The organism is Paenilisteria portnoyi (assembly GCF_014322795.1).
GTDB classification, from domain to species: domain Bacteria; phylum Bacillota; class Bacilli; order Lactobacillales; family Listeriaceae; genus Listeria_A; species Listeria_A portnoyi.
In genome coordinates, this window is sequence record NZ_JAASTT010000012.1 from 17,615 (window position 1) to 42,013 (window position 24,399).

The following is a 24,399-nucleotide window of genomic DNA, read 5'->3' on the forward strand; positions in this document are numbered from 1 at the left end:
CTCGGCATTTTCTATGCATTAATAATTCAACGCCTTATCTAACGCCTCTAAATTATCTTTCATAATCGACATATAGTCACGTTTTGCATCGATGTCCTTTTGCGTCAATGTCTCTAAATTATGCAGTTTCATTGTCTTTGTATCCGTTTCTTTCTGGATAACGTCAGCAATTTTGGAATTCGTATTTTGTTCTAACAAGATGTACGGAATCTTATCCTTTTTAATCGTGTTTACAATCGATGTTAACTTCTTCTGGGATGGTTCGTCGCTCGTTGAAATACCAGCAATCGGGATTTGTTTCAAGCCGTATTCTTGCTCCCAGTAGCCATATGCCGCATGTGCCGTCACAAAATCTTTATGTTTCGCATTCGTAGCCATCGTTTTGTAATCGTTATTCAATGTTTGTAATTGCAATACAACATCTTCATAATTTTTCTCAAATGTCGCTTTTTGCGCAGGAAGTTCCTTGCTTAAGTTATCCCGTACAACGCCCGCCATCGTCACCATGTAATTCGGATCCAGCCAAACGTGCGGATTTACATCACCATGATCGTGGTCATCCTCGTCGCCCTCGTGGTCATGATCTTCCTCTTCGTGCGCGACAGCAGGCAATTTCAAATCATCCGTCGTCACGACAAACTTCACGTTTTCCTTTTTAAGCGATTGTTTCGCTTTATCAACAAAACCTTCCATACCAAGCCCGATATAGAAAAACAGGTCGCTATCTGCAATATTCATCATGTCTTTTTGTGAGGGGTCAAAGCTGTGGGCATCCGAACCAGCTGGATACACCGAATGCGCATCGACATATTTGCCACCAATTTGGGCCGCTAAGTATTGTAATGGATAAACCGTCGTGTAAACCGTTAACTTATCCGCATCTTTCGTCTTCGCGTCGCTATTACCACAACCGACCATGAAAACAGAGACAAGCAGAATCGTACTAAGTAAAATGGCTATTTTCTTCATGAAAAAAGGAACCCCCTAAATCGAAATGATTCTTATTTGATGCCGAAAAATAATAAATCGTAGCGATTACGATTTAACATCAGAAATTCATAATACCTTATATATCACAAAAAGGCAAGCAGTTTATTGAAATTTTTAATCGAAGGAATAGGAGTGACTGCTAGCACATGTTTCTTGCAAGCACTCCTATTTTTCACTATAATGATGATGACGGTGGTCTTTATGGTCGCACTTAATCGGTACTAAATCCACACCGCCTTTATGGAAAGGATGGCATTTAGAAATTCGCTTGATGGTCAGCCAGCCACCTTTTAGAGCACCGTGTTCCGTAATTGCTTCCATACCATATTGCGAGCAAGTAGGGTAAAAACGGCAAGTTCCGGGTTTTAGCGGTGAAATATATTTGCGATAAAGACGAATACCGCCCAACATGATTTTCTTCATTTTGCGACTCACCTTCATTTTTAAGAGATTTAACCTCTTTATCGTACCACAAATTCGAAAAAAAGAAAGGGAACAAGCATGTATACGTATCAGGATTCGCTTGGGAATACGGTATCGATATATTTTGATATCGAACAAGAAGCAGATGATGTGCTCGTCATCGCACAGTTTCACGACACTTGGCTGTTTACAACGCATAAAACCCGTGGCATCGAGTTTCCTGGTGGGAAGGGTGAACCTGGGGAGACGAATGCGGAAACGGCAATCCGTGAAACAATGGAAGAAACCGGCGCAAAATTAGACAAATTACATATAATAGCGCAATATGAAGTAAAGACAGCAGAAAGAACGTTTAGCAAACGCGTTTATTTGGCGAATGTCGTAGGTTTTGTGAATCAGTTGGATTATATGGAAACACTGGGGCCAAAGCTGATTGTAGGAGATTTAGCGAGCCTTGTCCAGCAGAATCAGTTCAGTTTTTTTATGCGAGATGAAGGAATGCAGGTCGTGATTCAAGAAGCATTGCGACAACTAAAATCAAATAATTGGAGGTAATACGCATGGGAATGCCATTAGAAGTTAATACAATGATCGTAACAAAGGGAAAAGAGAAGCGGATTTCAGATAATTTTTTTGAGTTGGAGAAAGCAGGATATCGTATTTATCCAATCGATGTGCCGGTAGAAGTCCGGACGACAAAAGAGAGCGAGACAAACGGGATTGCAGTGCCACGTAAGCTCATCTGGGAAAACGATACAACGATAATTACATATGAACTAGTGTCGCTTAATTCGAGTAACTAGGCAACAAAAAAAGTTGAGCCGGTAATATGAAGGCTCAACTTTTTCTAACTGATTATTTACGCTGTTTTCTTATCTGACATGCGACGAATCCAAGCAATGAGGCTAATAATTAGGGAGAAAATATATTCCCCAAGTGTGGCAATGAAAATCGAAATTGCAATCTCAGCTTGTGAAACCCCGCCACCATAAAAGCTAATAAAGAAAATAACTGCACTCGTAATCAAGCCCATTGTGGCTAAAAAGTACTTGAACCAGCGCCATTTCAAAACAAATTCAAAAATGCACACAGCGATAATAAAAATCGCAAAAATAATCAAAGTTAATGCTGAAAATATCATAGTTTCTTCTCCTTTGGTGAACCAAGCATTCATACAATCTAGGAAATCCCGATGTATAAAATTCATTTTAACATAGTTTGGCGAGAATGGTAAGCAAGAAACGTAATTTAAGGAGATGAATGAGGATGAAAGATATCGTTCTGTATGATCAAAACTGTCGATTTTGCAAAGCTACGAAGCGAGTATTTGAAAGGTTGGACTGGATGCATGTCATAGATTGGAGACCGCTTCAAGGTGCCAGGGATATCGGATTTTCACAAGAAGAACTAATGCGCGAAATTCATCTTATCGCGCCAAATGGGAGCGTTAAGAAGGGGTTTTTCGCGATTCGCCGGATGCTACTGCGTTTTCCGATGACAGGGCTGATTGGTCTGATTATGTACTTACCATTCTTGAAACCAGTGGGACGTTTTGGGTACAGTGCGGTGGCAGATAATCGGATGTGCGATATTCGGAAAAAGAAGTGAGAAGGGGCATGAATAATTTTTGTGCGTGACAATAATAATGAAACATGTTACAATAACGTGAAAACTAAATTAAACTCTTATCCAGAGCGGTAGAGGGACTGGCCCTTTGAAACCCGGCAACCTACATGTATTGTAAGGTGCTAACCTGTGGCAGGAATTGATTTCCTGATCGATGAGAGCGAAGGTATTGTAAATAATAGCCTTCTCTCTATTCCGCGTGCAATTGGCAAATAGGGAGAAGGCTTTTTTGTTGGCATGAGGATAAAACATGTCGCATGAAAGCGTGAACGAAAACTACAAGGAAACAGACGATAAGTTCGCATTTTTGCAAACCACTTCGCGATGGAGAAGAAAAAGGAGGAAACAAAGAATGGCAAGAAACCGTCATTTATTTACGTCAGAATCTGTTTCTGATGGACATCCAGACAAGATTGCAGATCAGATTTCAGATGCAATCCTGGACGCAATTTTAACGAAAGATCCTGATGCTCGCGTAGCTTGTGAAACGACAGTAACAACAGGGTTGGTACTCGTAGCGGGGGAAATAACAACCTCTACTTATGTGGATATTCCGAAAATCGTGCGTGATACGATTAAAGAAATTGGTTACACCCGTGCAAAATATGGTTTTGATGCGGAAACATGCGCTGTTTTAACGGCAATAGACGAGCAGTCACCAGATATTGCGCAAGGTGTGGATGTCGCTTTAGAATCCCGCGATGGTTCAGCCGAAGATGCCGCAATCGATGCTATTGGGGCAGGAGATCAGGGCTTGATGTTCGGTTTTGCAACAGATGAAACCGAGGAATTGATGCCACTTCCCATTTCATTAGCACACGCATTATCCCGTGAAATCGCAGAACTACGCAAAAATAACGTATTAACTTACCTACGCCCAGATGCGAAAACACAAGTAACAGTAGAGTATGATGATAATAATCAACCAATTCGTGTCGATACGATTGTTATTTCCACACAACATCATCCAGATATTTCACAAGAACAGATCGCAACTGATTTGCATAAACTAGTCATAGAAGAAGTGATTGACGCGAACCTTCTTGACGCGGAAACGAAATACTTCATCAATCCAACTGGCCGCTTCGTTATTGGTGGGCCTCAAGGAGATGCTGGCTTAACTGGTCGCAAAATTATCGTCGACACATACGGCGGCTATGCACGTCATGGCGGTGGAGCTTTTTCCGGTAAAGATCCGACAAAAGTGGACCGTTCAGGCGCCTATGCTGCACGTTACGTAGCAAAAAACATTGTCGCAGCTGGACTTGCTAAAAAAGTAGAAGTACAGCTAGCCTATGCTATTGGGGTCGCTCATCCCGTATCAATCTCTATTGACACATATGGAACAAGTAGTTACAGTGAGCAAGACTTAATCAATGCGGTAAACAAATTTTTCGATCTACGTCCAGCAGGAATTATCAAAATGCTTGACCTGCGTCGCCCGATTTATCGTCAAACCGCGGCATTTGGACATTTCGGAAGGTTAGATTTAGATTTACCTTGGGAAAAAATAGATAAAGCGCAACAAATGAAAGAATTTTTATTAGAAACTGCAACTATAAATTAATATTTTAAAACCTAGCTTTGGAGCCAATCCAGCTAGGTTTTTTACATTTTGAGTAATTTTTTCGCAAAAATACCATGATTTCGTCACAAAAAGTACACACACAGATGAATCATTATGTAATATAATAATTAAGTTACTTAACGAAAGGGGTTTTCAACATGAAAACAAAATTATTAGCAGCTTCAGCAATCGCAGCATCACTCATCCTCGTAGCAGGTTGTGGCAATAGCGATGCAAGCGACACGAAAAAAGAAGAAAAAACAGAAAAGACCGAAACAGCAGCAAAACATGAGGATCACTTAGACTACCATGATCAAAAATCGTGGCAATTTGAAGCAGGCGACACACAGTCCCCAATCAACATTGAAACAGCCAAAACTGAACCAATGAAAGACACAGGAACTATTGAATTAAATTACAATCAAAAAGTGACCGATGAAGTAGACAACGGACACAGTATCCAAGTAGATGACGGTGGACAAGCCACTATCAACGGACGCAAATTTGAATTAAATCAATTCCATTTTCACGCAGAAAGTGAGCATACAGTGGATGGCAAACATTATCCAATCGAAGCCCACTTTGTAAATGAAAATCAAGATAGTCGTCTAGCAGTTATCGGCGTTTTCTTCAAAGAAGGTAAAGCAAATCCAGCTTTCCAAAGCATTTTAAACAACGTTAAAAAAGGCGAGAAAGCAGCAGTTAGCGAGCCAATCGACGTAGCAGCTCTACTTCCAACAAACAAATCATACTACCACTACCTAGGCTCTCTAACAACACCACCACTATCTGAAAACGTAGAATGGTATGTTATGTCGACACCAGTAGAAGTTTCAAAAGAACAAATTGCAGAATTCAACAAATACTACGATGGCAACAACCGTAAAATTCAACCACTACATGACCGTCCAGTATTAAAACACACAGAAAACTAAAAATCGTCCAGCAGCGGGCTGCCAAAGGCTCATTTTCGTCGTTAAAAGCTGTGTTCCGATGCTCATGTACTTTAGTACATTCCACGTCGGTACTCGCTTTTGCTTAGAAACTAAACCTTTGGCGGCCCGCTGCTGTTTTGTGGTGGATTTTTAGATATACATAAAAATACGATTTTTTGTAAGATACTTAGAGATAGGCTGAAAGGAACTCAAATCATAATAAAATTGAAATATCATTCATTATTTTTGAGATAGGACGAATCCTATTTTTCTGGGTAAGACGTAAATTTTGCTTCAAACAAACGCTTGCCGCCGATTTATCTGGTTTATGAACAATTCTAACCGTCTTTTTTTGCGGGATACTGTTCAAACAAAGCCTATTTATGATATGATAGACGTTGTTGAAAAGAGAACATAAATAGTTTAAAAATAGAGGAGAAATGTGACGATGTGTGGATTTATTGGATGCGTACATGACCGCATTGCTGAAATTACTGGCGAAGAGAAGGAAACATTTAAGCAAATGAATGACATGATTACTCACCGTGGACCTGATGATGAGGGTTATTTTACGGATGAACATGTTCAGTTTGGTTTCCGCCGACTCAGTATTATTGATGTGGAGAACGGTCATCAGCCGCTGACGTACGAGAATGAGCGTTATTGGATAATTTTCAATGGTGAAATTTATAATTATGTGGAGCTGCGTGAGAACTTAGTGAATGAGGGCATGACTTTTGAGACGAGCAGTGATACAGAGGTTATTATTGCTACATATGCCAAATATAAGGAAAAAACGGCGGAACAATTGCGCGGTATGTTTGGCTTTGTTATTTGGGATAAAGTAGAGGAAAAAATTTATGGTGCCCGTGATCCATTTGGTATCAAGCCGTTTTTCTATGCAGAAGAAGATGGAAAACTTTATATGGGCTCTGAAAAGAAATCAATCTTACATGCGCTGAAATCGACAAAATTGGATGAAGTGTCATTACAAAATTATATGACGTTCCAGTTTGTTCCAGAGCCAGATTCTTTGACGCAAGGTATTAAACGCTTAGAACCTGGCCATTATTTCACGAAAAAAATCGGCGAATCAATGCAGATTAGTCAATATTGGAAGGCGAAGTTCCAACCAGTTGCGAAATCAGAAGATACGTTTATTAAAGAAATTCGTGATGTAATGTACGATTCTGTGAAAATGCATATGCGCAGTGACGTGCCAGTTGGTTCGTTCTTGTCTGGTGGGATTGATTCCTCGATTATAGCGGCCATTGCAAAGGAATACCACCCTGCGATTAAAACGTTCTCTGTCGGTTTTGAGCGCGATGGCTTCAGTGAGGTCGACGTAGCGAAAGAAACGGCTGAGAAGCTAGGCGTGGAGAACATAAGTTACATCATTACGCCGCAAGAATACATGGATGAATTGCCGAAAATTGTTTGGCATATGGATGATCCGCTGGCAGATCCAGCTGCGATTCCGCTTTATTTCCTATCTCGTGAAGCGCGCAAACACGTGACGGTTGCTTTATCAGGAGAAGGCGCTGATGAACTTTTTGGTGGGTATAATATTTATAACGAGCCGAACTCATTGTCCATGTTTAATAAAATGCCAGGTGTTTTGAAATCCATGTTACGCGGTGTTGCCAATGTTATGCCTGAGGGAATGCGCGGCAAGAGCTTCTTAGAACGCGGAACAACGCCGATGGAAGAACGTTATATTGGTAACGCAAAAATGTTTACGGAAGCTGAGAAGAAAATCCTGTTACCGAAATATCAAGCTGGCCATGATTATACCAAAATTACCGATCCATTGTACGCGGAAACAGTTGGTTACAATCCAGTTGAGCGGATGCAATACATCGATATCCATACGTGGATGCGTGGCGATATCTTACTGAAAGCCGATCGAATGACGATGGCGAACTCGCTAGAAGTCCGCGTGCCGTTCTTGGATAAAGAAGTATTCCGTGTCGCAAAAGATATCCCAGCGTCGCTTAAAACAACGAATGGTACAACGAAATACGTGTTGCGTAAGGCGGCAGAAGCATTCGTACCAGACCATGTTTTAAATCGTCGTAAACTTGGATTCCCAGTACCGATTCGTCATTGGTTGAAAGACGAGATGAATCAATGGGTGAAAGATATTATTCGCGATTCACCAACAGATCACCTCATCAACAAAAAATATGTCTTGCAATTGCTAGACGATCATTGTGCTGGAAAACAAGATTATAGCCGTAAAATTTGGACGGTTGTCATTTTCATGATTTGGTATGATGTATATGTAGAGAATAAGTACGATTTTGGGAAATAATTGAATAAATGCGGAATCACCGGGCTGTTTTGAGCTCGGTGATTTTGCATTTTTGATGCGAAAGAGGATGTAATCCAAAAATACCCACAGAATGTAAAGGCTAACATTTACTGTTCAAGCCATCTTTGTGAACATATGGTGAATCTTTTTTTCAAGGCTTGAATTGATTGAACCTTGCCTGTATAATCAATAAGGGATCAGAGTGCAATTTCTTTTTATTAAAAATGGAGACTGAGTTGGAAGTTCCTTCTTGTTAATGAATGAATTTTCTGTTATTTTAATTTTAGGAATGTATCCTGAATTTAATTGTAATAATTGGGTATTTTGGACAGAAAAACATTGATAAAGGAGAGAAAAGTAGTTTATAGAGGTAACTTTGCAAGTGACATTAGGATGAAAAGTGAAAAAAATACAAAAAAGAGTAGTTTATTTCAAATTGCTGATTATTTACCTTAAAAATATATGACTTTTATAAAAATAAACGAAATTGGGAATTAGAAATGCTATAGGTTATACAAAAATAGCCCAAATATGTACAAAAGGTGAAATGTTTTTGAAGCTGTTGTCATTTTTTCTCCAATGCCGGCAAAAGAAAACTATCATAGCGCGAATATTGCGCATCGCTGCTTCACAACATCTTTTGGGAGTATGCAGAAACATTTGGTTAAGAACACGATTATTATGAGAATAATGGATTTAAATTTAGCTTATGGTAGTCACTATATTAATACGTTTAACTATTCAAATATGGAATCAGATGTTCAAGAGGCAATTAGGATTGTTAGGAACACGTATCATATCTCTAAAGAAGATGTAGTTTTATATGGTGGCTCAAAGGGTGGCACTGGTGCACTATATCATAGCTTATTGGGGGATTATAATTCGGTTACGGTGGATCCCATAATAAGCCTTGAGCAGTACAATCAGGAAAATGATTTGCATTTTTTACGAGATTTCCGCAAAACGAGTATTTTTGCAGATTTGGTTAGGTTAGCTGAGAGCGAGGCAAATAAAAGAAGAATTATTTTTGGTTATCCACTAGTTTCATTTAATTATAATTTGTATACGCAGATTCCAACAGATTCCATTGAAATTCGGGATACATTTGATTCTGATATTCATAAGCATGCAGATATTTCACGAAATACAATTGTAGAACAGATTACTTGTATCAATGAGTTACTGCTATCTTCGGAGAACTTATCCAAGATTTTAGAGCAAATAAGAGCGTTAGCCGAATAGGAAAATAGAGAAACCTTTAAAAGTTGGGTGAAAAACCTGATTTTTAGAGGTTTCTTTTTTATGATTGTTCCTTTGTATTTGTGTACAGACATGACTCACGAAAGATGGTTGGAAGTTAGACAAAGATTTTGTGTGTCTGGTATTTACCAGAGCGATTTGATTCTGGAAATAAAATATACCAAACAGAAAACCACTAAGAGTGCTAAAGGAAACTAAAGAAGATTCTGCTCTTGTAAAAGCAAGCGGAATCTTCTTTGTTTATTTTAATTCATTATTTGGTCTTAATTGAAACGCCTGGCCAGGTTTTAGGAAGGGAAGTATGGCGATGGAGTCTGGAGTGATCTGCCCAATATTATTTGTTTTTGGCTCGACAGGCAAGTCGTAGAGGGCTATCGTTATTTCGCCTTGATACCGTCCGAATAAGTTGTTATCAATGAGGATGCTACCGATGGGACGCGTGTTTGATAGTGTAGCTGGAATATCGAGTTTCGCTAAAGCTGGTCGGGATTTTTCTAAGCGAATGAGGTCACGTGCTGGGTCCATGCGGTTATTATCTGGCTGCAACAGATGATTTTGGATGCGCGGATCTAGGTTTGGAGCTAATTGGCAGTCGAGTAATAGTGTGCTATCTTTGGCGAAAGCTGCGAATTGCTCGGTCGTTTGTATTTGCAGTGTGGGGTCGCCGATATAAATGTTGTCGACGCCGAGTGTTTCTAGTTCAAGCGCTGCGACGAATGGATGGCTGTAGCGGTGTTTTTCGAGTGTTGGTAGGCCTTCGAATAAAGGTTGGCGTTTTTCACCGTCGCCGGGCACGAAAGCTGCAATTTTTAAGCCATGATGGTGTAGAAATGCATTCGTTTGCTTGAAAAAGGGAATATCGAGGCCTGTGTGTGGCTTTGGATAATAGTTATGGAAGGCTTCAACTTGTGAGATTTCGACGCCAGATTGAATAAGTATTTCTAAAAATGTGCTGTCAATGGTGCTAGCGTTGAGGTAGATTTTGATTTTCTTGGCAAGTTTTGCGATTTCGTCTGTCGTGAGTCCATAATCGACGCGTAGACCGGTGACGCCAAGTTCAGTTAGCTGGTCGGCGGTGTCGATGGTGAGCCCGATGTGTGCTAATGATGTAGCAGAAATATCGAGGATTAGTTGCATGTTGTATGTGTTTGCTGCAGCGCCAAGTCTTGTAAGCAAGTGTCGATAGTTTGCAGGATTTTCTTCTGGAATATGTAAGGAGCTGAAAATGAGCGAAAAGCCGTTGTTAGATGCTTGTTGGATGGTTTTTTCAAAGTCGTTGTCGCTAGATAAATAAATCGAGATACCGAACATGTGAATCACCGTACTTTCGTGGTATTTTAAGCTAAGTATACAGGTTGTGAAATTTTATTTCAAACAAAAGAGGATGGGACATAACCCAGATAAATCGGCGACAAGCGTTCGCATTCGGGGGATTAGGCGGACTTCCGGTTCTAACATACACCAGTATGCTCCGCTTCCGGCTTCCACCAAATCCCCTGAATACAAACGCTTTCGCTCGATTTATATAAAGCAGAATTTTTCGTCCTACCCGAAGAAATGGGAGAGCGCTTTTGCCTTATCTTGAGTTTTGTCTCAACCTCTTTATTTTTCGTTTTTCAATGGCAATTACAAAAGGCGGGTTATTGCGTTGGTTGATGAAGCGGTATTCTAAGACATGAAACTGCTCTTGGGGGAGCGCTTCGGTATAGTGTAGCACGGCGGATTTCTCGGTTTGGCCCTCGGGATGCCCGTGATAAATAACTAGAATCACGATACCGCCGACCGTAAGTAGAGATAGGGCCGCTTCAATGGCCTTGATAGTAGAGTCAGCGAGTGTTGTGATTGTTTTGTCGCCACCCGGAAGGTAGCCTAGATTGAAGATAGCTGCCTTGATTTCGGTTTGTTGTGGCAGGAGCTCGATCATGTTTGCGTGGCTCTCGCGGAAAAGTGTGACTTGATCGGCAACATGTTTCTCAGTGAGCAATTGCGTCGTTGCTTCGATGGCTTCTTGCTGGATATCGAAACCAAATACGTGGCCATTCACACCAACCAGATTGGCTAAAAATGCTGTATCGTGGCCATTTCCAATCGTGGCATCAACAACAGTATCGCCAGGCAAAATAAGACGGGTCAGCAGGTCGTGACTGAATGGTAAAATGCTTTTTAAGTTCATGCTTCGTTCCCAACCTTTGCTGTGTTGTAAAATTTCCCTTGCCAACTATCACGTCTAACGAGTTCCGCATCAATCGAATTCAAAACTTCCCACTTATTCAAGCTCCAAATCGGGCCAATTAAGTCTTCGATTGCGCCGTCTCCTGTAATGCGATGAATGACCATTTCAGGAGGGAGTATCTCGAGCTGATCACAAACCAGGCTGACATAATCGTCTTTTGTTAAAAATTTTAGTTCGCCATTTTTGTATTGCTGAACCATCGGCGTGCCTTTTAGCAAGTGCAACAGATGGATTTTGATGCCCGCGACGCCGCTTTCAACGACTTTTTGCACGGTTTGCATCATCATTTCTGGTGTTTCACGAGGCAGGCCGTTGATAATATGCGTACAAACACGAATCCTGCGAGCGTGTAATTTTTTGACACCTTCCACATAGCAATCGTAGTCATGTGCCCGATTGATGAGTACGCCAGTCTCGTTGTGCGCGCTTTGGAGGCCGAGTTCCACCCAGAGGTAGATTCGCTCGTTTAACTCGGCTAAATAGTCCAAAACGTCATCAGGAAGGCAATCAGGGCGTGTTGCAATCGATAAACCGACGACGCCAGGTTCATTTAGCACGGATTCATATTTTTCGCGCAGTTCGGCAACAGGGGCGTGCGTGTTCGTGAATGCTTGGAAATAGGCCATATATTTGCCGTCTTTCCATTTTGTATGCATCCGGTCCTTGATCGCGTGAAACTGGGTCTGCAAATCGTCCACTCGATCGCCTGCAAAATCACCAGACCCCGCCGCACTGCAAAAAGTACAACCCCCATGCGCTACCGTACCATCACGATTTGGACAGTCAAAGCCACCATCCAGCGCCACTTTGAAAACTTTGTAGCCAAAATGGTCACGCAAGCAGTAATTCCATGTGTGGTATCGTTTATTATCGTTCGTATATGGAAATGGGTTCATTTTTTGTCAAACTCCTTCAAACTTGAAATAATCATCCTTGTTATTTTATCATATTTTTCAGGGTTGCGGAGGAGTTATCATTGTGCTATGATATAAAAATACTTTAACTTGGTAATGTACTAAAACGACTTGGGGGCAGAGAAAATGAACAAAACAAACAAAAAAATGGGTTATCTCGTATTGACATCTTTAGTAGTAGGAAACATGATTGGATCAGGAATCTTCATGTTGCCGCGACAAATGGCGGCCGTAGCAAGTCCACTCGGCATTATGCTGGCATGGATTTTAACAGGAACCGGTGTGTTAATGATCGCGCTCGTATTCGGAAATTTGGCTGTGCGACGACCAGACTTAACAAGTGGTGCGCAAAGCCATGCGTTCGAATTGTTCCGCAATCCAAAATTAAAACGGCTGGCAGGATTCATCGCCGTCTGGAGTTACTGGGTCGCTAACTGGGCAGGAAACGTGTCCATTATCACCTCTTTTGCAGGTTACTTATCCGTCTTTTTTCCAGTACTTAATAGTAAAAAAATCGTGTTTACCATGGGATCTTATCAGTTAGGACTCGGCCAATTATTGACGTTTCTTATTTGTTCGCTACTTTTGTGGGGCGTTTGCCTGATCATCATTCAAGGAGTAAGCGGGGCGGGACGAATTAATTTAATCGCAACAGCAGCGAAAATTATCGGCTTCTTCCTATTCATTGTCGTCGGTTTATTCGCTTTCCAATCCTCTGTAATGGGCGAGTGGTATCATCCGGTTGTCGACACGAGCGGACTAGAAAACGGCTTGCTATCACAAGTCAACAGTGCGGCAATCGTTACATTATGGGCGTTCATCGGAATTGAGTCGGCAATGATGTTTGCGGGACGCGCGAAATCCGGTAAAACAGTTCGTGCTGCGACTATTTCTGGGCTGGTCATCTCGGTTTGTCTCTACACGACAATCACGATTCTGGCACTCGGGCTCATTCCTAAATCCAAGCTATTACATTCCGCAAGTCCGTTAGCCGATGCGCTAAACGTTGTCACGGGTAGCGGTGGCTCGGCAGTTATGGCATTGCTCGCACTTGTCTGCTTATTTGGCTCAGCGATTGGTTGGATTATGATGAGTTCCGAAGCGCCGTACCAAGCCGCGAAAAATGGACTTTTCCTCCCATTCCTAGCGAAAACGAATAAAAATGGTACGCCAGTCCTTGTTCTCATTTTGACATGTTGTGCGTCCCAATTATTCATCCTATCAACGCTTTCTGGCAACATCGCAACAGCCTACGATTTCGTGGTCAAAGTCTCGACGCTGGCGTTTCTCGTCCAATATTTCATCTCACCACTATTCCAACTGAAATTGACGCTAACAGGTGCGACATATGAGACGAATTCAATAGGGAAACGTTGGTTTGATGGCTTTATCGCAGCTCTTGCACTAACGTACGCTAGTTGGATTATCAAAAGTGGAACAGAGGACTGGCGCGTGTTCGCTCTTAGTCTAGGCCTATTCTTCCTAGGATTCCTATTATATCCGTTGATGAAATACAAGCCGTTAGCGAAATGACAATCGTTGCTTTATCCGCGTTTTTATGCTATTTTTAAGACATCTTTAGGTTACTTTGGAAACGCGAAAGAAGTGGGGAAATGATAATTGTATACCTTGTGCTGGCGATTATTTGTTTGATGGTCATCACAGCTTTTTATGGGAAAGTAAATATTCGAAAACATTGGGTTGGTTTCGCAGCGCTTGTTCTACTGGTGGCGATGGTGGCGATTTTTTTCAGGCAAACGTTTTTCGTGACGGGCAGTCCGTATCATGAAATTCACAAACAGGTTGCTTCGACCGATCTTTCTTCGGAGTCAGTAAATGGGATTAAAATCGATCAAGTACTGGCAACCGAAACACAGAAAACAGATTTTAAATCGAAGGAAGTCACGGATAAAAGTCTCCAAAAAGAGATAAAAGTACTCGTTCCAAAGAATAAAGAAAAGGCCACATACTGGGTATCTATCGAGGACGCTGACAAAAATCGCGTGATACATATCGAATATGGAAGCGATAAATTAACAACGAGCCGTGGCATCAAGTTTGGTGATTCTGTTGATAAAGTGACTAGTACGTATGGTTCGGCGTATCGTAATTTAACGAAGTCCGATCGCTATGAGCAGGAGCTCGTGTATGAAGATAAGGATAATAATATCGAATTGCGCTTTGGGTTCTGGGATAATAAAGTCGAGATGATTTGGTTGACCGCGCTTGATAAGGCGCCGATTTAGAGGGTTGTCAAAGCGTGGCGGATACGTTACAATAGAACTATTGATGAAACAAGAAAGAGGAGTAGTAGTACAAGTTCTTGGCGTTTAGAGAGGTGACGGTTGGTGCGAGTCACACGCGAAGATGTACGAACTTGCCTCGGCACGCATAGATGTGGTGAAAACCGCCGTCCTTTTCCGCGTTAAGGAATTCTTGAGTTGAGTGGAGACACTAATTTGGGTGGTACCGCGGGGGTTTTTACTCTCGTCCCATGGCATTTTTTTGCTGTGGGATTTTTTTGTTTTGCAGCAAGTATAGAAAGGGAGTTATGGATTATGACATTTAATCACAAAGAGATGGAGCCGAAATGGCAGAAGAGATGGGAAGACGAGAAGATTTTCAAAACGACGGAGGACGCGGATAAGTCGAATTTTTATGCACTCGATATGTTTCCTTATCCATCAGGCTCAGGACTCCACGTTGGACATCCAGAAGGTTATACGGCGACGGATATTATTTCACGAATGAAGCGCATGCAAGGGTTTAACGTGCTTCATCCGATTGGTTGGGATGCGTTTGGACTGCCAGCTGAGCAGTACGCGATTGATACGGGGAACGACCCTGCTGCATTTACAGCGCATAATATCGAGAATTTCACGCGCCAAATCAAGTCGCTAGGCTTCTCTTATGACTGGGATCGCGAAATTAACACGACCGACCCGAATTATTATAAATGGACGCAATGGATTTTCACGAAACTATACGAAAAAGGGCTCGCTTATGAGGCTGAGGTTGCGGTGAACTGGTGTCCAGCGCTTGGTACGGTGCTTGCGAATGAAGAAGTTATCGATGGCAAAAGTGAGCGCGGCGGGCATCCTGTTTTTCGTAAACCGATGCGTCAATGGATGCTAAAAATTACGGCGTACGCGGATCGTTTGCTAGATGATTTGGATTTGGTGGATTGGCCAGAGAATATTAAAGATATGCAGCGTAACTGGATTGGGCGATCAGAAGGTGCGGAGGTTGCGTTTCAAGTGAAAGACAACGACGCGAATTTCACTGTATTTACGACGCGTCCAGATACACTTTTTGGGGCAACGTATGCGGTTCTAGCGCCAGAGCATGATTTGGTGGATAAGATTGTAACAGCGGATCAAAAAGAAGCGGTGACGGCGTATCAGAAACAAGTGGAGCTTAAAAGTGAGTTGGAGCGTACCGATCTTGCGAAAGATAAGACTGGCGTTTTCACGGGAGCTTACGCGATTAATCCGGTGAACGGCGAAGAGATGCCGATTTGGATTGCCGATTATGTCCTAATTCAGTACGGAACTGGTGCAATTATGGCGGTTCCGGCACACGATGAGCGTGATTATGCGTTCGCGACACAATTCCATTTGGACATTAAAGCGGTTCTGGCTGGCGGAAATGTCGAAGAAGAGGCTTATACGGGCGATGGGGACCACATTAATTCAGAATTTCTCAACGGTCTGAATAAAGACGATGCGATTGCCAAAATCATTGACTGGCTAGAAGAAAATAAAGCTGGTACGCGTAAAATTAGTTTCCGTTTGCGCGATTGGTTGTTCAGCCGTCAACGTTATTGGGGCGAGCCGATTCCTGTCATTCATTGGGAAGATGGCGAAACAACAACGATTCCAGAACAAGAATTGCCACTACTCCTTCCAAAAGCAACCGAAATCAAGCCATCTGGAACAGGCGAATCACCACTTGCAAACTTGACTGACTGGGTAAATGTGGTCGATGCAAATGGTCGTAAAGGAGTTCGCGAAACGAATACAATGCCGCAGTGGGCTGGCTCTAGCTGGTACTTCTTGCGCTATATCGATCCGGAAAACAAGGACGTTTTGGCAGATAAAGAAAAGCTTGAAAAATGGCTTCCGGTCGACGTGTATATCGGTGGCGCCGAGCATGCGGTATTGCACTTGCTATACGCGCGATTCTGGCACAAATTCCTATACGATATCGGTGTTGTACCAACGAAAGAACCGTTCCAAAAACTGTTTAACCAAGGCATGATTTTGGGCGATAATAACGAGAAAATGAGTAAATCTCGCGGCAATGTTGTCAATCCAGATGACGTGGTTGAACAATACGGCGCGGACACGCTACGCCTCTACGAAATGTTCATGGGACCACTTGAAGCATCGATTCCATGGAACGCAAATGGCCTAGAAGGAGCACGCAAATTCCTAGATCGCGTTTGGCGCTTGTTCATCGAGGAAGAAACAGGCGAAATCAACGCTAAAATTACGACAGAAGCCAATGTTGACCTTGAGAAATCGTACCACCAAATGGTGAAAATGGTATCCGAACACTACGAAAACCTGCGCTTCAATACAGGTATTTCACAGTTGATGATTTTTATAAACGATGCATATAAAGCAACGACCGTTCCGAAAAACTATGCAGAAGGTTTCGTTCAACTCCTTTCGCCAATCGCACCACATTTGGCAGAAGAACTATGGAATCGTCTTGGTCATACCGAAACGATTACGTATGAGTCATGGCCAACATTTGATGCTTCTAAATTGGTGGAAGATGAAGTCGAAATCGTGCTACAAGTGAATGGTAAAGTGAGAGCAAAAGTCACAGTAGCGAAAGATTTAGCCCGAGATGAGCTAGAACAAATCGCTCGAAGCAATGATAAAATCACCGAAGAAATAGCGGGCAAAACAGTCCGTAAAGTCATCGCTGTCCCTGGTAAATTGGTAAACATTGTAGCTAATTAAACTTAATAACCAGTCCATCTAACTCTATACATGGTTAGGTGGACTATTTTGTTTCTAAAGAATTTTTAAAGGTTTGCTTTTTGTCAAATTCGTGTCATAAATCTATGGTATGATGGAAAAAATGAACCACTAGGATGATGAAGAATGAACGTATTAATTGCAGATGATCAAAAAGATATGTTGAAAATTTTATGTGCTTATTTTGAAAAAGAGGGCTTTACTGTTTTTCAAGCGGAAAATGGAGAAGAGGCTTTAGAAATATATTATCGTGAGAAATTGGATTTAGCGGTGTTGGATTGGATGATGCCGGGCGTAAATGGTGTGGAAGTTTGCAAAGAAATGAAGGCGTCGGGCTCTGTGAAAGTGATGATGTTGACGGCGAAAAGTGAGGGCGAGGATGAATGTTATGCGCTCGAAACTGGAGCGGATGACTACGTTAAGAAGCCATTTTTCCCGAAAGCGTTGTTGGTTCGCGCGAAGAATTTGACGGGTTTTCAGAACTGTTTCGAAGTGGCGGATATTACGATTGATACATATGCCAAGAAATTATTTAAACAAGGTATGGATATTAATGCCACGAAAACAGAATACGAATTAATGCGCGTGTTATATCAAAATAAAGGTGCGATTCTGAATCGAAATCAGCTGCTGGATATTGTTTGGGGGATTGATTACGAAGGCGAAGAGCGCACAGTAGACACGCATATTAGGCGGCTTCGCGAAAAAGTTGGTGACGGGCTGATTAAGACGCATCGCGGGATGGGCTATAGTATCGAGGTCGATAATGAGTAAACTCGGCCGTAAGCTGACGTGGCGCATTTCGGCAGTGGTTATCGGTGTTTTTGCGCTATCGATGCTCGTAAATCAATTTTTTCTACCCAAATACTATCATTTTGAGATGAATCAAAAAGTGACGCAGGCGATGAAAGAGGTCGACAAGTGGGATAAGAAGCGGATTGAGAATGACCTTGGCATATTGGAAGCGAAGTATGACGTGACAATTGTAGCTGAGAAAATGAGCAATAATGTGGACGACCTCAATGAAATGTTGCGGCTAGACTTGGCGCAGAAACGCATTGCGCTAAACCGTTTTTGGGTGACAGGTGAGACGGTAGAGGATTTAAAAAAAGGCGCGATTATTACGAAATTATACGACCAAGGCAAGCAAAAATCGAGTTTTTTAGTGAGTTTAAACGAGAAGGATGGATTGCTTATCATGGCGGGGATTTCGATTGCCAATTACGATGAAACCGCAAAAATCATCAATGAATTTAACTTGATGTTGATGCTGTTCGGCTCTATCTTAGTCGTTGCGCTTACTGGCTTTTTATCTCGAAAAATTACGAAACCGCTGAAGGAATTAAAAATGGTTGCTGATCAGATTTCGAAATTGGAGTTTGAGAAGGTGAGCATTGAAACACGCGATGAATTGGAAGATTTGGCGACGAGTATTAATGTGATGAGTGATGATTTGAAGAAAGCGCATCATGCGTTGCTTCGACGGAATAAAGAGTTAAAGCATTTTATGGCGGACTTAACCCATGAATTGAAGACACCACTTGCACTGATTAAAGCCTACAGCATGGGGATTCAGGATGGCTTGGACGACGGGACTTACATGGCGACAATCGTGAAACAGACCAATCAAATCTCGGTGATTATCGAAGAATTATTGCGTTTTTCCAAAATGGAAGTAGATCCACTGCACCTAGAAAAAATCGAAGTTCGGATGCTTTTTGAGGAAATCCTTGCAAATTATCAAGAAACGACAGATCTAGATATTCGGACAAAATCGGAAATCAGTCCAGAAATCGTTATTTTGGCGGATAAGGCAAAACTAGAGATGGTGTTTAATAATGTCATCACAAACGCGGTGAAATACGCAACAACGAATCAAATTAAAATCGAGTGGACCGAGCAGAATAATAAAGTTTACTTCGCCATTAAAAATGAAACAACGATCCGCGATTCGCAAACATTAGAGCATATTTGGATGCCGTTTTATGTGAGAGAAGCTTCGCGAAATAAGAACTTTTCGGGAACTGGGCTTGGGCTCGCCATTGTGCAAACGGTCATGGAACAGCATGAATTTGAATATGGTGCGAAATTGGAAGATGGCTGGATTACGTTTTATCTGATTTTTGATAAGGTCGAGTAAGGGAGGGGAAAGCAAGTATGAAAATAAAAAATATCATCGTGAGTGTCGTGCTTGTCTTTCTCATCGCGATCTTACTGATTTTGCAAATTTGGCAACCGCATGAGGCGATAGCAGCGCAAGGGTCTACGAAAATACAAACCATTGAGAGGTTAAGGCTATGAAAAGAGAAACATTTATTTTTATATTAGGCGTACTAGCAGCAGGCTCACTCGTGTTTCACTTCTATGATCAGTACCAACAGCGCGCGGCAATGAAGGACATGATTACAGAAACGGCGAAAAAACACGATATACCAGCCTGGATTCCACTCTCGATTGCCGAAACAGAAAGCGGATTTGACCCAGAAACGATTGGCGATTCAGGAACTTCTTATGGCTTATTTCAGTTGCATCGCGGTGGTTTAGCGCCAGAAGAAATGACCGAAGAGGAACTATTGAAACCCGAAGAAAATATTGAAATCGCAATTACGAACATGACGCGCGCTTACGACCGTGCGCAGGTGAAAGGTTTGGAAGGCATTGCGATGCTTACTTATATTGCCAATACATCCGGCTGGCCGACCCAACGCGGAACCGATTGGACGGATCAAAATACGAATTATAATAAAAAACTAGCGAAAAATTTCAAGAAACACATTAAAGTAAAAGAATTAACAACAGCAGAATAAAGTTGAAAAGTGGCTTAGCGCAAAGGTTAAGTTGCTTTTTTATTTTTACAAATTTGAAACTTTATTTCATTATTTTAAAATAGTTATTGAAATATAATTCCGAATGAGTTACAATAAACGTATGAAAGAGGTGTTTTTATGTTAGAGAATTTATCAACGGAAAAACGAAATGAAAAGACAACATCTTTAGATACCCTAACTGTAAAAGAAGCATTACAGATTATGAATGAAGAAGATGCGAAAGTACCGGTTGCTATTGCGGCGAATCTCGCTTCAATTGAAACCGTTATCACTGGTGTAATAGAGAGTTTTAAAAAAGGTGGACGCTTGATTTATCTTGGTGCAGGAACGAGTGGACGTCTTGGTGTTTTAGACGCCGCGGAATGTGTGCCAACGTTTGGAGTTCCCGCTACAATGGTCGTTGGTTTAATTGCCGGTGGCGAGAAAGCGTTTTTACAAGCGGTAGAAGGTGCTGAGGATTCGGTCGCTTTTGGTAAAGAAGATTTAGAAAGTATTGCTTTGACAGCGAATGATTACGTGTTAGGAATCGCGGCAAGTGGCCGTACGCCTTACGTGATTGGTGCGCTTGATTATGCAAAAGAAGTTGGCGCGAAAACAGGAGCTTTGTCTTGTAACACGAACGCAGCGATTTCAAAACACGCGGATACAGCGATCGAAGTAGATTGCGGACCTGAAATTTTGACAGGATCGACACGTTTGAAAGCCGGCACAGCGCAAAAATTAGTTTTAAATATGATTTCGACGATTTCAATGATTGGAATAGGGAAAGTATATAAGAACTTGATGGTCGACGTGATGCCAACGAACGAAAAATTAGTAGAACGTTCGAAACGTATCATCATGGAAGCGACAGAATGTGATTACGCGACAGCAGAAAAGCATTTTGAATTAGCAGGACAGCATGTGAAACCAGCCATTGTCATGATTCTAACGAACACAGACCTTGCGACAGCCACGGAAAAATTAGCATCAGCGGATGGTTTTATCAGACGCACTTTAGACTAAGAGGAGGTACGAAACATGAGTAAAGAGCAAGATTTAGGCCAAAAGATTTTTGAAGAAGTTGGCGGTATGGGAAACGTTTCTAAAATCGCGCATTGTATGACACGTGTACGATTAGGAATTAAAGATACAGATAAGGTCGACGTGGAAGGCTTGAAAAAAGCACCAGGCGTACTTGGAGTTGTAGAAGATGATACGCTCCAAATCATTGTTGGACCAGGATTTGTAAACAAAGTAGCAGGCGCGATGTGTGATATGGCAGGCGTGAAATTAGGTGAAACATTACCAGATAACTTGGATGAGAATTTGACACAAAGTTCGACTGCGAAAACTGGTAAAGAATTGGTGGAAGAAAGAGCAGCTGCGACGAAAGCAGATATGAAAAAGAAACAAAATAATTCATCTGGATTTAAGCGTTTATTGAAATCCGTTGCAAACATTTTTGTTCCTCTAATTCCAGGTTTTGTGGGTGCCGGTTTAATTGCTGGTATCGCGGCGATTCTATTCAATAATATTCAAGCTGGGAATCTAGATGCTGCAACATGGATGCAATATGTTACACTGTTAAATGTTATTAAAAATGGTATTTTCTATTTTCTAGTGATTTATGTAGGTATTAATACAGCGCAAGAATTTGGTGGAACACCAGTACTTGGTGGTGCTGTTGGTGGTATAACATTACTAATAGGCGTGACGCCAGAATTACCGATTAAAAATATTTTCAACGGTAGTGACATGGTCGCAGGACAAGGTGGTATTATCGGTGTACTTCTAGCTGTATACTTACTTTGTGTTCTTGAGAAATTTTTACGTAAATGGATTCCGAATTCGCTGGACATCATTTTAACACCGATGTTAGCGTTACTCATCATTGGTTTGTTCACGATTTTCATCATTATGCCGTTTGCAGGCGTTATTTCAACAAGCCTAGTAGGAAGCATCAACTGGATTATCGCAAAAGGTGGATTATTCGCTGGATTCGTTCTGGGGACGCTATTCTTGCCAATGGTAATGCTCGGGTTACACCAAGTATTAACGCCAATCCATGTGGAAATGATTGCACAACAAGGATATACAATCTTGCTACCGATGCTTGCAATGGCGGGTGCTGGACAAGTTGGTGCATCAATCGCGATTTGGATGCGTTGTCGCAAAAATAAACCTTTAGTTACCATGATTAAAGGCGGTTTACCAGTCGGGATTCTCGGCATCGGCGAACCATTAATCTACGGTGTTACCATTCCACTGGGACGTCCGTTTATTACGGCTTGTCTTGGCGGCGGTATCGGTGGAGCTGTTATTGGTTTCTTCGGTAATGTTGGAGCGATTGCAATTGGCCCATCTGGCGTAGCACTTATTCCACTTATCGCTAATAACTCATGGTTCGAATATGTTCTTGGTTTACTAGCAGCATATATCGGTGGCTTCATCCTCACGTATCTGTGGGGCGTGCCAAAAGATGCGATGGAAGCTGTAGAAGAGTAGAAGCGAAGAAAGTGGGGCGAATCCGTCTCACTTTTTTTGTTGTATAGTCATTCGGCATGTTATAATTAGGCATGGCATTTATTCAAAGGAGGTGGCAACAAATATAATGGGAAGTGTGATTAATCGAATTCAAGGTATTGTAGATGAATTGCCGAAATCAGAGGCAAAAGTAGGTTGCGCGATATTAGCCGATCCAAGTAAAATCGTAAAAATGTCGATTCATGAACTGGCTGAAAGTTCTGGTGCGAGCGGCGCTGCGGTGATTCGGTTTTGTCATTCAATGGGATTAGAAGGTTTTCCAGAGCTAAAAATGAAGCTATCGGTTGAGCTAGCTCGGCCTGAAAAGATAGGTTACTATGATATTGAGCCAAATGAGGAGTTTGAAGAGATTACGAGAAAGCTTGTTTCGAACACCGTGCAAACATTGAATGACACAGTTGGGCAGTTAGAGAAAGAAAAAATTATGGATGCGTGCGAGATTCTCTACAAGGCGGATACGATCTACGCATATGGTGTTGGCGCTTCATGGTTAATTGCCGAGGATATTGCACAAAAATGGATGCGTGCTGGGAAACATGCGATTGCGATTGCAGATCCCCATATTTTAGCCATGGCTTTTGCGGCGGGCTCTAAAAATGCGGTTTTCTTTGCGATTTCAAATAGTGGAGAAACGAGTGAAGTGTTGCAGTTGGCTGAAGAGGCATTGAACAATGGTTTAGAACTACTCAGTTTAACCCGTTTTGGACAGAATAAATTGAAACAACGAGCGTCAGTTGCATTGGAAACGTCACGTGCGCCAGAAACCGAGCTAAGGAGTGCGGCAACGAGTTCAAGGCAAGCGCAGTTTTTAGTGATTGATATCTTATTCTACTTCTACGCTTCGCATCATTATGAAGAAATGATTGAGCAGATAAGGACATCAAGGGAAGCGACGAATCGTTTTAGGGAATCTTGATTTGTTTGCTACATAATTTGAAAAGATAGGTCAAAACGGCTTATCTTTTTTTGTTGCCTTCTTTGCTAAAATCGGTAATATTTGATATAATAAAGGAAACTTAATGGAGAAGGTGATAGTAATGGGGGACGACTTGGGTGCGAAGAAAGTATTAATTGGAGAAATTGAAGAAATAGCCTTGGAATATCAGGTTGGGGAGCCGATTTTCACGAAGGAGATTAAGCAGCAAGTAAATGAACATTTTGAAGTAGCAAGTAATAATAGTTTTACAAGAATAGTGAATGAATATTTGCGTAGATTGGAAAAAAGAGGCGTTATTTCTAAGTATGATGATGGTATTTATTTTCGTAGTAAAGAGACTAAGTTTGGACGAAGCGCTATCGATAAAGAGAAGCTTATTAAGAAGGCGTATATTGTCAATGAGCAAGAGGATGAAGTGATTGGATACGTTGCGGGGGCTGCTTTTCTTAACGCCAATGGTTTTTCTAATAACATGACGAATCGGCAGGAAATCGTGACAAATAATTATAACGTGAAGAAACCAATCCATAAATTCAGTAACCCACCAATCATTAAAAAACCTAAAGTGCCAATTTCTAAGTATAATTACCGTTATTTCCAGTTGTTGGATACGTTAAGAGATATTGAGCAGTATCACGTGTTGGATGCCTCTTTTTACGTATCGCTCTACGATTATATGGAACGAGAGCGGATCGATGGGTTCAAACTACTTGGCTATGCAAAAAAATACTATAATCAAAAAGTAATGCACATACTGGATGAACTAGCGGAGGCTGTTCTAGACAGGGAGCTGATTGGTTAATGTACTGTACTCTGCATCACGATCGACATGTATTTAGGGATTTACTAGAATCT

Annotated in this window: 24 protein-coding genes, 1 riboswitch and 1 other annotated feature; of the genes, 18 read left to right on the forward strand and 6 right to left on the reverse strand. The window is 41.6% G+C overall.

The features are described 5' to 3' along the window. Window positions 1-18 precede the first annotated feature (18 nt). Together HCJ66_RS09430 and yidD are read right to left on the reverse strand one after the other, a co-directional pair. A complete protein-coding gene (locus tag HCJ66_RS09430; RefSeq protein ID WP_187132895.1) occupies window positions 19-969 on the reverse strand; it encodes a metal ABC transporter solute-binding protein, Zn/Mn family in 951 nt (316 codons plus the stop codon). Between the two features lie 186 nt (window positions 970-1,155). Then, window positions 1,156-1,413: a membrane protein insertion efficiency factor YidD gene (yidD, locus tag HCJ66_RS09435; RefSeq protein ID WP_220132350.1), complete on the reverse strand. Its 258-nt coding sequence runs from the start codon at window positions 1,411-1,413 to the stop codon at window positions 1,156-1,158. A 78-nt stretch (window positions 1,414-1,491) separates the two neighbouring features. On the opposite strand from yidD, the gene ytkD reads away from it, so the two are divergent. Both ytkD and HCJ66_RS09445 read left to right on the forward strand, forming a co-directional pair. Beyond that, window positions 1,492-1,968 (forward strand): RNA deprotection pyrophosphohydrolase, encoded by a 477-nt coding sequence (gene ytkD / locus HCJ66_RS09440; RefSeq protein WP_187132896.1) that lies wholly within the window; start codon window positions 1,492-1,494, stop codon window positions 1,966-1,968. Window positions 1,969-1,973: 5 nt separating this feature from the next. Further along, complete coding sequence (locus HCJ66_RS09445) at window positions 1,974-2,216, forward strand: DUF2584 domain-containing protein (RefSeq protein WP_181677535.1); 243 nt, start codon at window positions 1,974-1,976, stop codon at window positions 2,214-2,216. A gap of 56 nt (window positions 2,217-2,272) precedes the next feature. Here the strand turns inward: HCJ66_RS09445 and HCJ66_RS09450 are convergent, their stop codons facing one another. Continuing rightward, complete coding sequence (locus HCJ66_RS09450; protein WP_181677534.1) at window positions 2,273-2,554, reverse strand: hypothetical protein; 282 nt, start codon at window positions 2,552-2,554, stop codon at window positions 2,273-2,275. 125 nt (window positions 2,555-2,679) lie between these two features. Here HCJ66_RS09450 and HCJ66_RS09455 point away from each other — a divergent pair, with 125 nt between their 5' ends. The 5 genes from HCJ66_RS09455 (at window position 2,680) to HCJ66_RS09475 (ending at window position 9,097) form a co-directional block, all read left to right on the forward strand. Beyond that, window positions 2,680-3,021, forward strand: a complete 342-nt coding sequence (locus HCJ66_RS09455) for a thiol-disulfide oxidoreductase DCC family protein (protein WP_187132897.1) — start codon at window positions 2,680-2,682, stop codon at window positions 3,019-3,021. Window positions 3,022-3,095: 74 nt separating this feature from the next. Beyond that, window positions 3,096-3,200, forward strand: a riboswitch (SAM riboswitch). A gap of 191 nt (window positions 3,201-3,391) precedes the next feature. After that, window positions 3,392-4,606: a methionine adenosyltransferase gene (gene metK, locus HCJ66_RS09460; RefSeq protein WP_187132898.1), complete on the forward strand. Its 1,215-nt coding sequence runs from the start codon at window positions 3,392-3,394 to the stop codon at window positions 4,604-4,606. A gap of 158 nt (window positions 4,607-4,764) precedes the next feature. After that, window positions 4,765-5,541, forward strand: coding sequence for a carbonic anhydrase (locus HCJ66_RS09465; RefSeq protein WP_187132899.1), 777 nt, complete (start codon window positions 4,765-4,767; stop codon window positions 5,539-5,541). Between the two features lie 448 nt (window positions 5,542-5,989). Further along, window positions 5,990-7,855, forward strand: a complete 1,866-nt coding sequence (gene asnB, locus HCJ66_RS09470) for an asparagine synthase (glutamine-hydrolyzing) (protein WP_187132900.1) — start codon at window positions 5,990-5,992, stop codon at window positions 7,853-7,855. Window positions 7,856-8,422: 567 nt separating this feature from the next. Further along, window positions 8,423-9,097 carry an XcbB/CpsF family capsular polysaccharide biosynthesis protein gene (locus HCJ66_RS09475; protein WP_343068987.1) on the forward strand — a complete coding sequence of 225 codons (675 nt, stop codon included), beginning with the start codon at window positions 8,423-8,425 and terminating at the stop codon, window positions 9,095-9,097. A gap of 258 nt (window positions 9,098-9,355) precedes the next feature. On the opposite strand, the gene HCJ66_RS09480 is transcribed toward HCJ66_RS09475, so the two are convergent. The 3 genes from HCJ66_RS09480 to mnmL form a co-directional block, all read right to left on the reverse strand. After that, window positions 9,356-10,426 (reverse strand): MupG family TIM beta-alpha barrel fold protein, encoded by a 1,071-nt coding sequence (locus HCJ66_RS09480; RefSeq protein ID WP_187132902.1) that lies wholly within the window; start codon window positions 10,424-10,426, stop codon window positions 9,356-9,358. A 265-nt stretch (window positions 10,427-10,691) separates the two neighbouring features. Then, entirely contained in the window at window positions 10,692-11,288 is a 597-nt protein-coding gene (gene mnmM, locus HCJ66_RS09485; RefSeq protein ID WP_187132903.1) for a tRNA 5-(aminomethyl)-2-thiouridylate-methyltransferase MnmM, read from the reverse strand. After that, a complete protein-coding gene (mnmL, locus tag HCJ66_RS09490; RefSeq protein WP_187132904.1) occupies window positions 11,285-12,244 on the reverse strand; it encodes a tRNA modification radical SAM protein MnmL/YtqA in 960 nt (319 codons plus the stop codon). Before mnmL ends, mnmM begins: the two co-directional genes overlap by 4 nt. Window positions 12,245-12,388: 144 nt before the next feature. On the opposite strand from mnmL, the gene HCJ66_RS09495 reads away from it, so the two are divergent. The 11 genes from HCJ66_RS09495 (at window position 12,389) to HCJ66_RS09545 (ending at window position 24,346) form a co-directional block, all read left to right on the forward strand. Beyond that, window positions 12,389-13,795: an amino acid permease gene (locus HCJ66_RS09495; protein ID WP_187132905.1), complete on the forward strand. Its 1,407-nt coding sequence runs from the start codon at window positions 12,389-12,391 to the stop codon at window positions 13,793-13,795. A gap of 80 nt (window positions 13,796-13,875) precedes the next feature. Continuing rightward, on the forward strand, window positions 13,876-14,508 hold the full coding sequence (locus HCJ66_RS09500; RefSeq protein ID WP_187132906.1) for a hypothetical protein: 633 nt from the start codon (window positions 13,876-13,878) through the stop codon (window positions 14,506-14,508). Window positions 14,509-14,554: 46 nt separating this feature from the next. Continuing rightward, window positions 14,555-14,760: a binding site (T-box leader), on the forward strand. Between the two features lie 60 nt (window positions 14,761-14,820). Beyond that, window positions 14,821-17,235 (forward strand): leucine--tRNA ligase, encoded by a 2,415-nt coding sequence (gene leuS, locus HCJ66_RS09505; protein WP_187132907.1) that lies wholly within the window; start codon window positions 14,821-14,823, stop codon window positions 17,233-17,235. 144 nt (window positions 17,236-17,379) lie between these two features. Next, window positions 17,380-18,027: a response regulator transcription factor gene (locus tag HCJ66_RS09510; RefSeq protein ID WP_187132908.1), complete on the forward strand. Its 648-nt coding sequence runs from the start codon at window positions 17,380-17,382 to the stop codon at window positions 18,025-18,027. Next, window positions 18,020-19,393, forward strand: a complete 1,374-nt coding sequence (locus tag HCJ66_RS09515; RefSeq protein ID WP_187132909.1) for a sensor histidine kinase — start codon at window positions 18,020-18,022, stop codon at window positions 19,391-19,393. The genes HCJ66_RS09510 and HCJ66_RS09515 overlap by 8 nt, the downstream gene beginning before the upstream one ends. Before the next feature lie 17 nt (window positions 19,394-19,410). Then, window positions 19,411-19,554 carry a hypothetical protein gene (locus tag HCJ66_RS09520; protein WP_187132910.1) on the forward strand — a complete coding sequence of 48 codons (144 nt, stop codon included), beginning with the start codon at window positions 19,411-19,413 and terminating at the stop codon, window positions 19,552-19,554. Beyond that, window positions 19,551-20,060 (forward strand): transglycosylase SLT domain-containing protein, encoded by a 510-nt coding sequence (locus HCJ66_RS09525; protein ID WP_187132911.1) that lies wholly within the window; start codon window positions 19,551-19,553, stop codon window positions 20,058-20,060. The genes HCJ66_RS09520 and HCJ66_RS09525 overlap by 4 nt, the downstream gene beginning before the upstream one ends. A gap of 138 nt (window positions 20,061-20,198) precedes the next feature. After that, window positions 20,199-21,086 carry an N-acetylmuramic acid 6-phosphate etherase gene (gene murQ, locus HCJ66_RS09530; RefSeq protein ID WP_181677517.1) on the forward strand — a complete coding sequence of 296 codons (888 nt, stop codon included), beginning with the start codon at window positions 20,199-20,201 and terminating at the stop codon, window positions 21,084-21,086. Window positions 21,087-21,101: 15 nt separating this feature from the next. Further along, window positions 21,102-22,568: a PTS transporter subunit EIIC gene (locus HCJ66_RS09535; protein WP_187132912.1), complete on the forward strand. Its 1,467-nt coding sequence runs from the start codon at window positions 21,102-21,104 to the stop codon at window positions 22,566-22,568. Between the two features lie 106 nt (window positions 22,569-22,674). Next, window positions 22,675-23,523: a MurR/RpiR family transcriptional regulator gene (locus HCJ66_RS09540; protein ID WP_187132913.1), complete on the forward strand. Its 849-nt coding sequence runs from the start codon at window positions 22,675-22,677 to the stop codon at window positions 23,521-23,523. A 121-nt stretch (window positions 23,524-23,644) separates the two neighbouring features. Next, window positions 23,645-24,346 (forward strand): hypothetical protein, encoded by a 702-nt coding sequence (locus tag HCJ66_RS09545; RefSeq protein ID WP_187132914.1) that lies wholly within the window; start codon window positions 23,645-23,647, stop codon window positions 24,344-24,346. The last annotated feature ends 53 nt before the right edge of the window (window positions 24,347-24,399 follow it).

Coding starts and splice junctions, on each gene's coding strand:
- HCJ66_RS09430 (WP_187132895.1), bottom strand. CDS start 969: ATGAAGAAAATAGCCATTTTACTTAGTACGATTCTGCTTGTCTCTGTT.
- yidD (WP_220132350.1), bottom strand. CDS start 1,413: ATGAAGAAAATCATGTTGGGCGGTATTCGTCTTTATCGCAAATATATT.
- ytkD (WP_187132896.1), top strand. CDS start 1,492: ATGTATACGTATCAGGATTCGCTTGGGAATACGGTATCGATATATTTT.
- HCJ66_RS09445 (WP_181677535.1), top strand. CDS start 1,974: ATGGGAATGCCATTAGAAGTTAATACAATGATCGTAACAAAGGGAAAA.
- HCJ66_RS09450 (WP_181677534.1), bottom strand. CDS start 2,554: ATGATATTTTCAGCATTAACTTTGATTATTTTTGCGATTTTTATTATC.
- HCJ66_RS09455 (WP_187132897.1), top strand. CDS start 2,680: ATGAAAGATATCGTTCTGTATGATCAAAACTGTCGATTTTGCAAAGCT.
- metK (WP_187132898.1), top strand. CDS start 3,392: ATGGCAAGAAACCGTCATTTATTTACGTCAGAATCTGTTTCTGATGGA.
- HCJ66_RS09465 (WP_187132899.1), top strand. CDS start 4,765: ATGAAAACAAAATTATTAGCAGCTTCAGCAATCGCAGCATCACTCATC.
- asnB (WP_187132900.1), top strand. CDS start 5,990: ATGTGTGGATTTATTGGATGCGTACATGACCGCATTGCTGAAATTACT.
- HCJ66_RS09480 (WP_187132902.1), bottom strand. CDS start 10,426: ATGTTCGGTATCTCGATTTATTTATCTAGCGACAACGACTTTGAAAAA.
- mnmM (WP_187132903.1), bottom strand. CDS start 11,288: ATGAACTTAAAAAGCATTTTACCATTCAGTCACGACCTGCTGACCCGT.
- mnmL (WP_187132904.1), bottom strand. CDS start 12,244: ATGAACCCATTTCCATATACGAACGATAATAAACGATACCACACATGG.
- HCJ66_RS09495 (WP_187132905.1), top strand. CDS start 12,389: ATGAACAAAACAAACAAAAAAATGGGTTATCTCGTATTGACATCTTTA.
- HCJ66_RS09500 (WP_187132906.1), top strand. CDS start 13,876: ATGATAATTGTATACCTTGTGCTGGCGATTATTTGTTTGATGGTCATC.
- leuS (WP_187132907.1), top strand. CDS start 14,821: ATGACATTTAATCACAAAGAGATGGAGCCGAAATGGCAGAAGAGATGG.
- HCJ66_RS09510 (WP_187132908.1), top strand. CDS start 17,380: ATGAACGTATTAATTGCAGATGATCAAAAAGATATGTTGAAAATTTTA.
- HCJ66_RS09515 (WP_187132909.1), top strand. CDS start 18,020: ATGAGTAAACTCGGCCGTAAGCTGACGTGGCGCATTTCGGCAGTGGTT.
- HCJ66_RS09520 (WP_187132910.1), top strand. CDS start 19,411: ATGAAAATAAAAAATATCATCGTGAGTGTCGTGCTTGTCTTTCTCATC.
- HCJ66_RS09525 (WP_187132911.1), top strand. CDS start 19,551: ATGAAAAGAGAAACATTTATTTTTATATTAGGCGTACTAGCAGCAGGC.
- murQ (WP_181677517.1), top strand. CDS start 20,199: ATGTTAGAGAATTTATCAACGGAAAAACGAAATGAAAAGACAACATCT.
- HCJ66_RS09535 (WP_187132912.1), top strand. CDS start 21,102: ATGAGTAAAGAGCAAGATTTAGGCCAAAAGATTTTTGAAGAAGTTGGC.
- HCJ66_RS09540 (WP_187132913.1), top strand. CDS start 22,675: ATGGGAAGTGTGATTAATCGAATTCAAGGTATTGTAGATGAATTGCCG.
- HCJ66_RS09545 (WP_187132914.1), top strand. CDS start 23,645: ATGGGGGACGACTTGGGTGCGAAGAAAGTATTAATTGGAGAAATTGAA.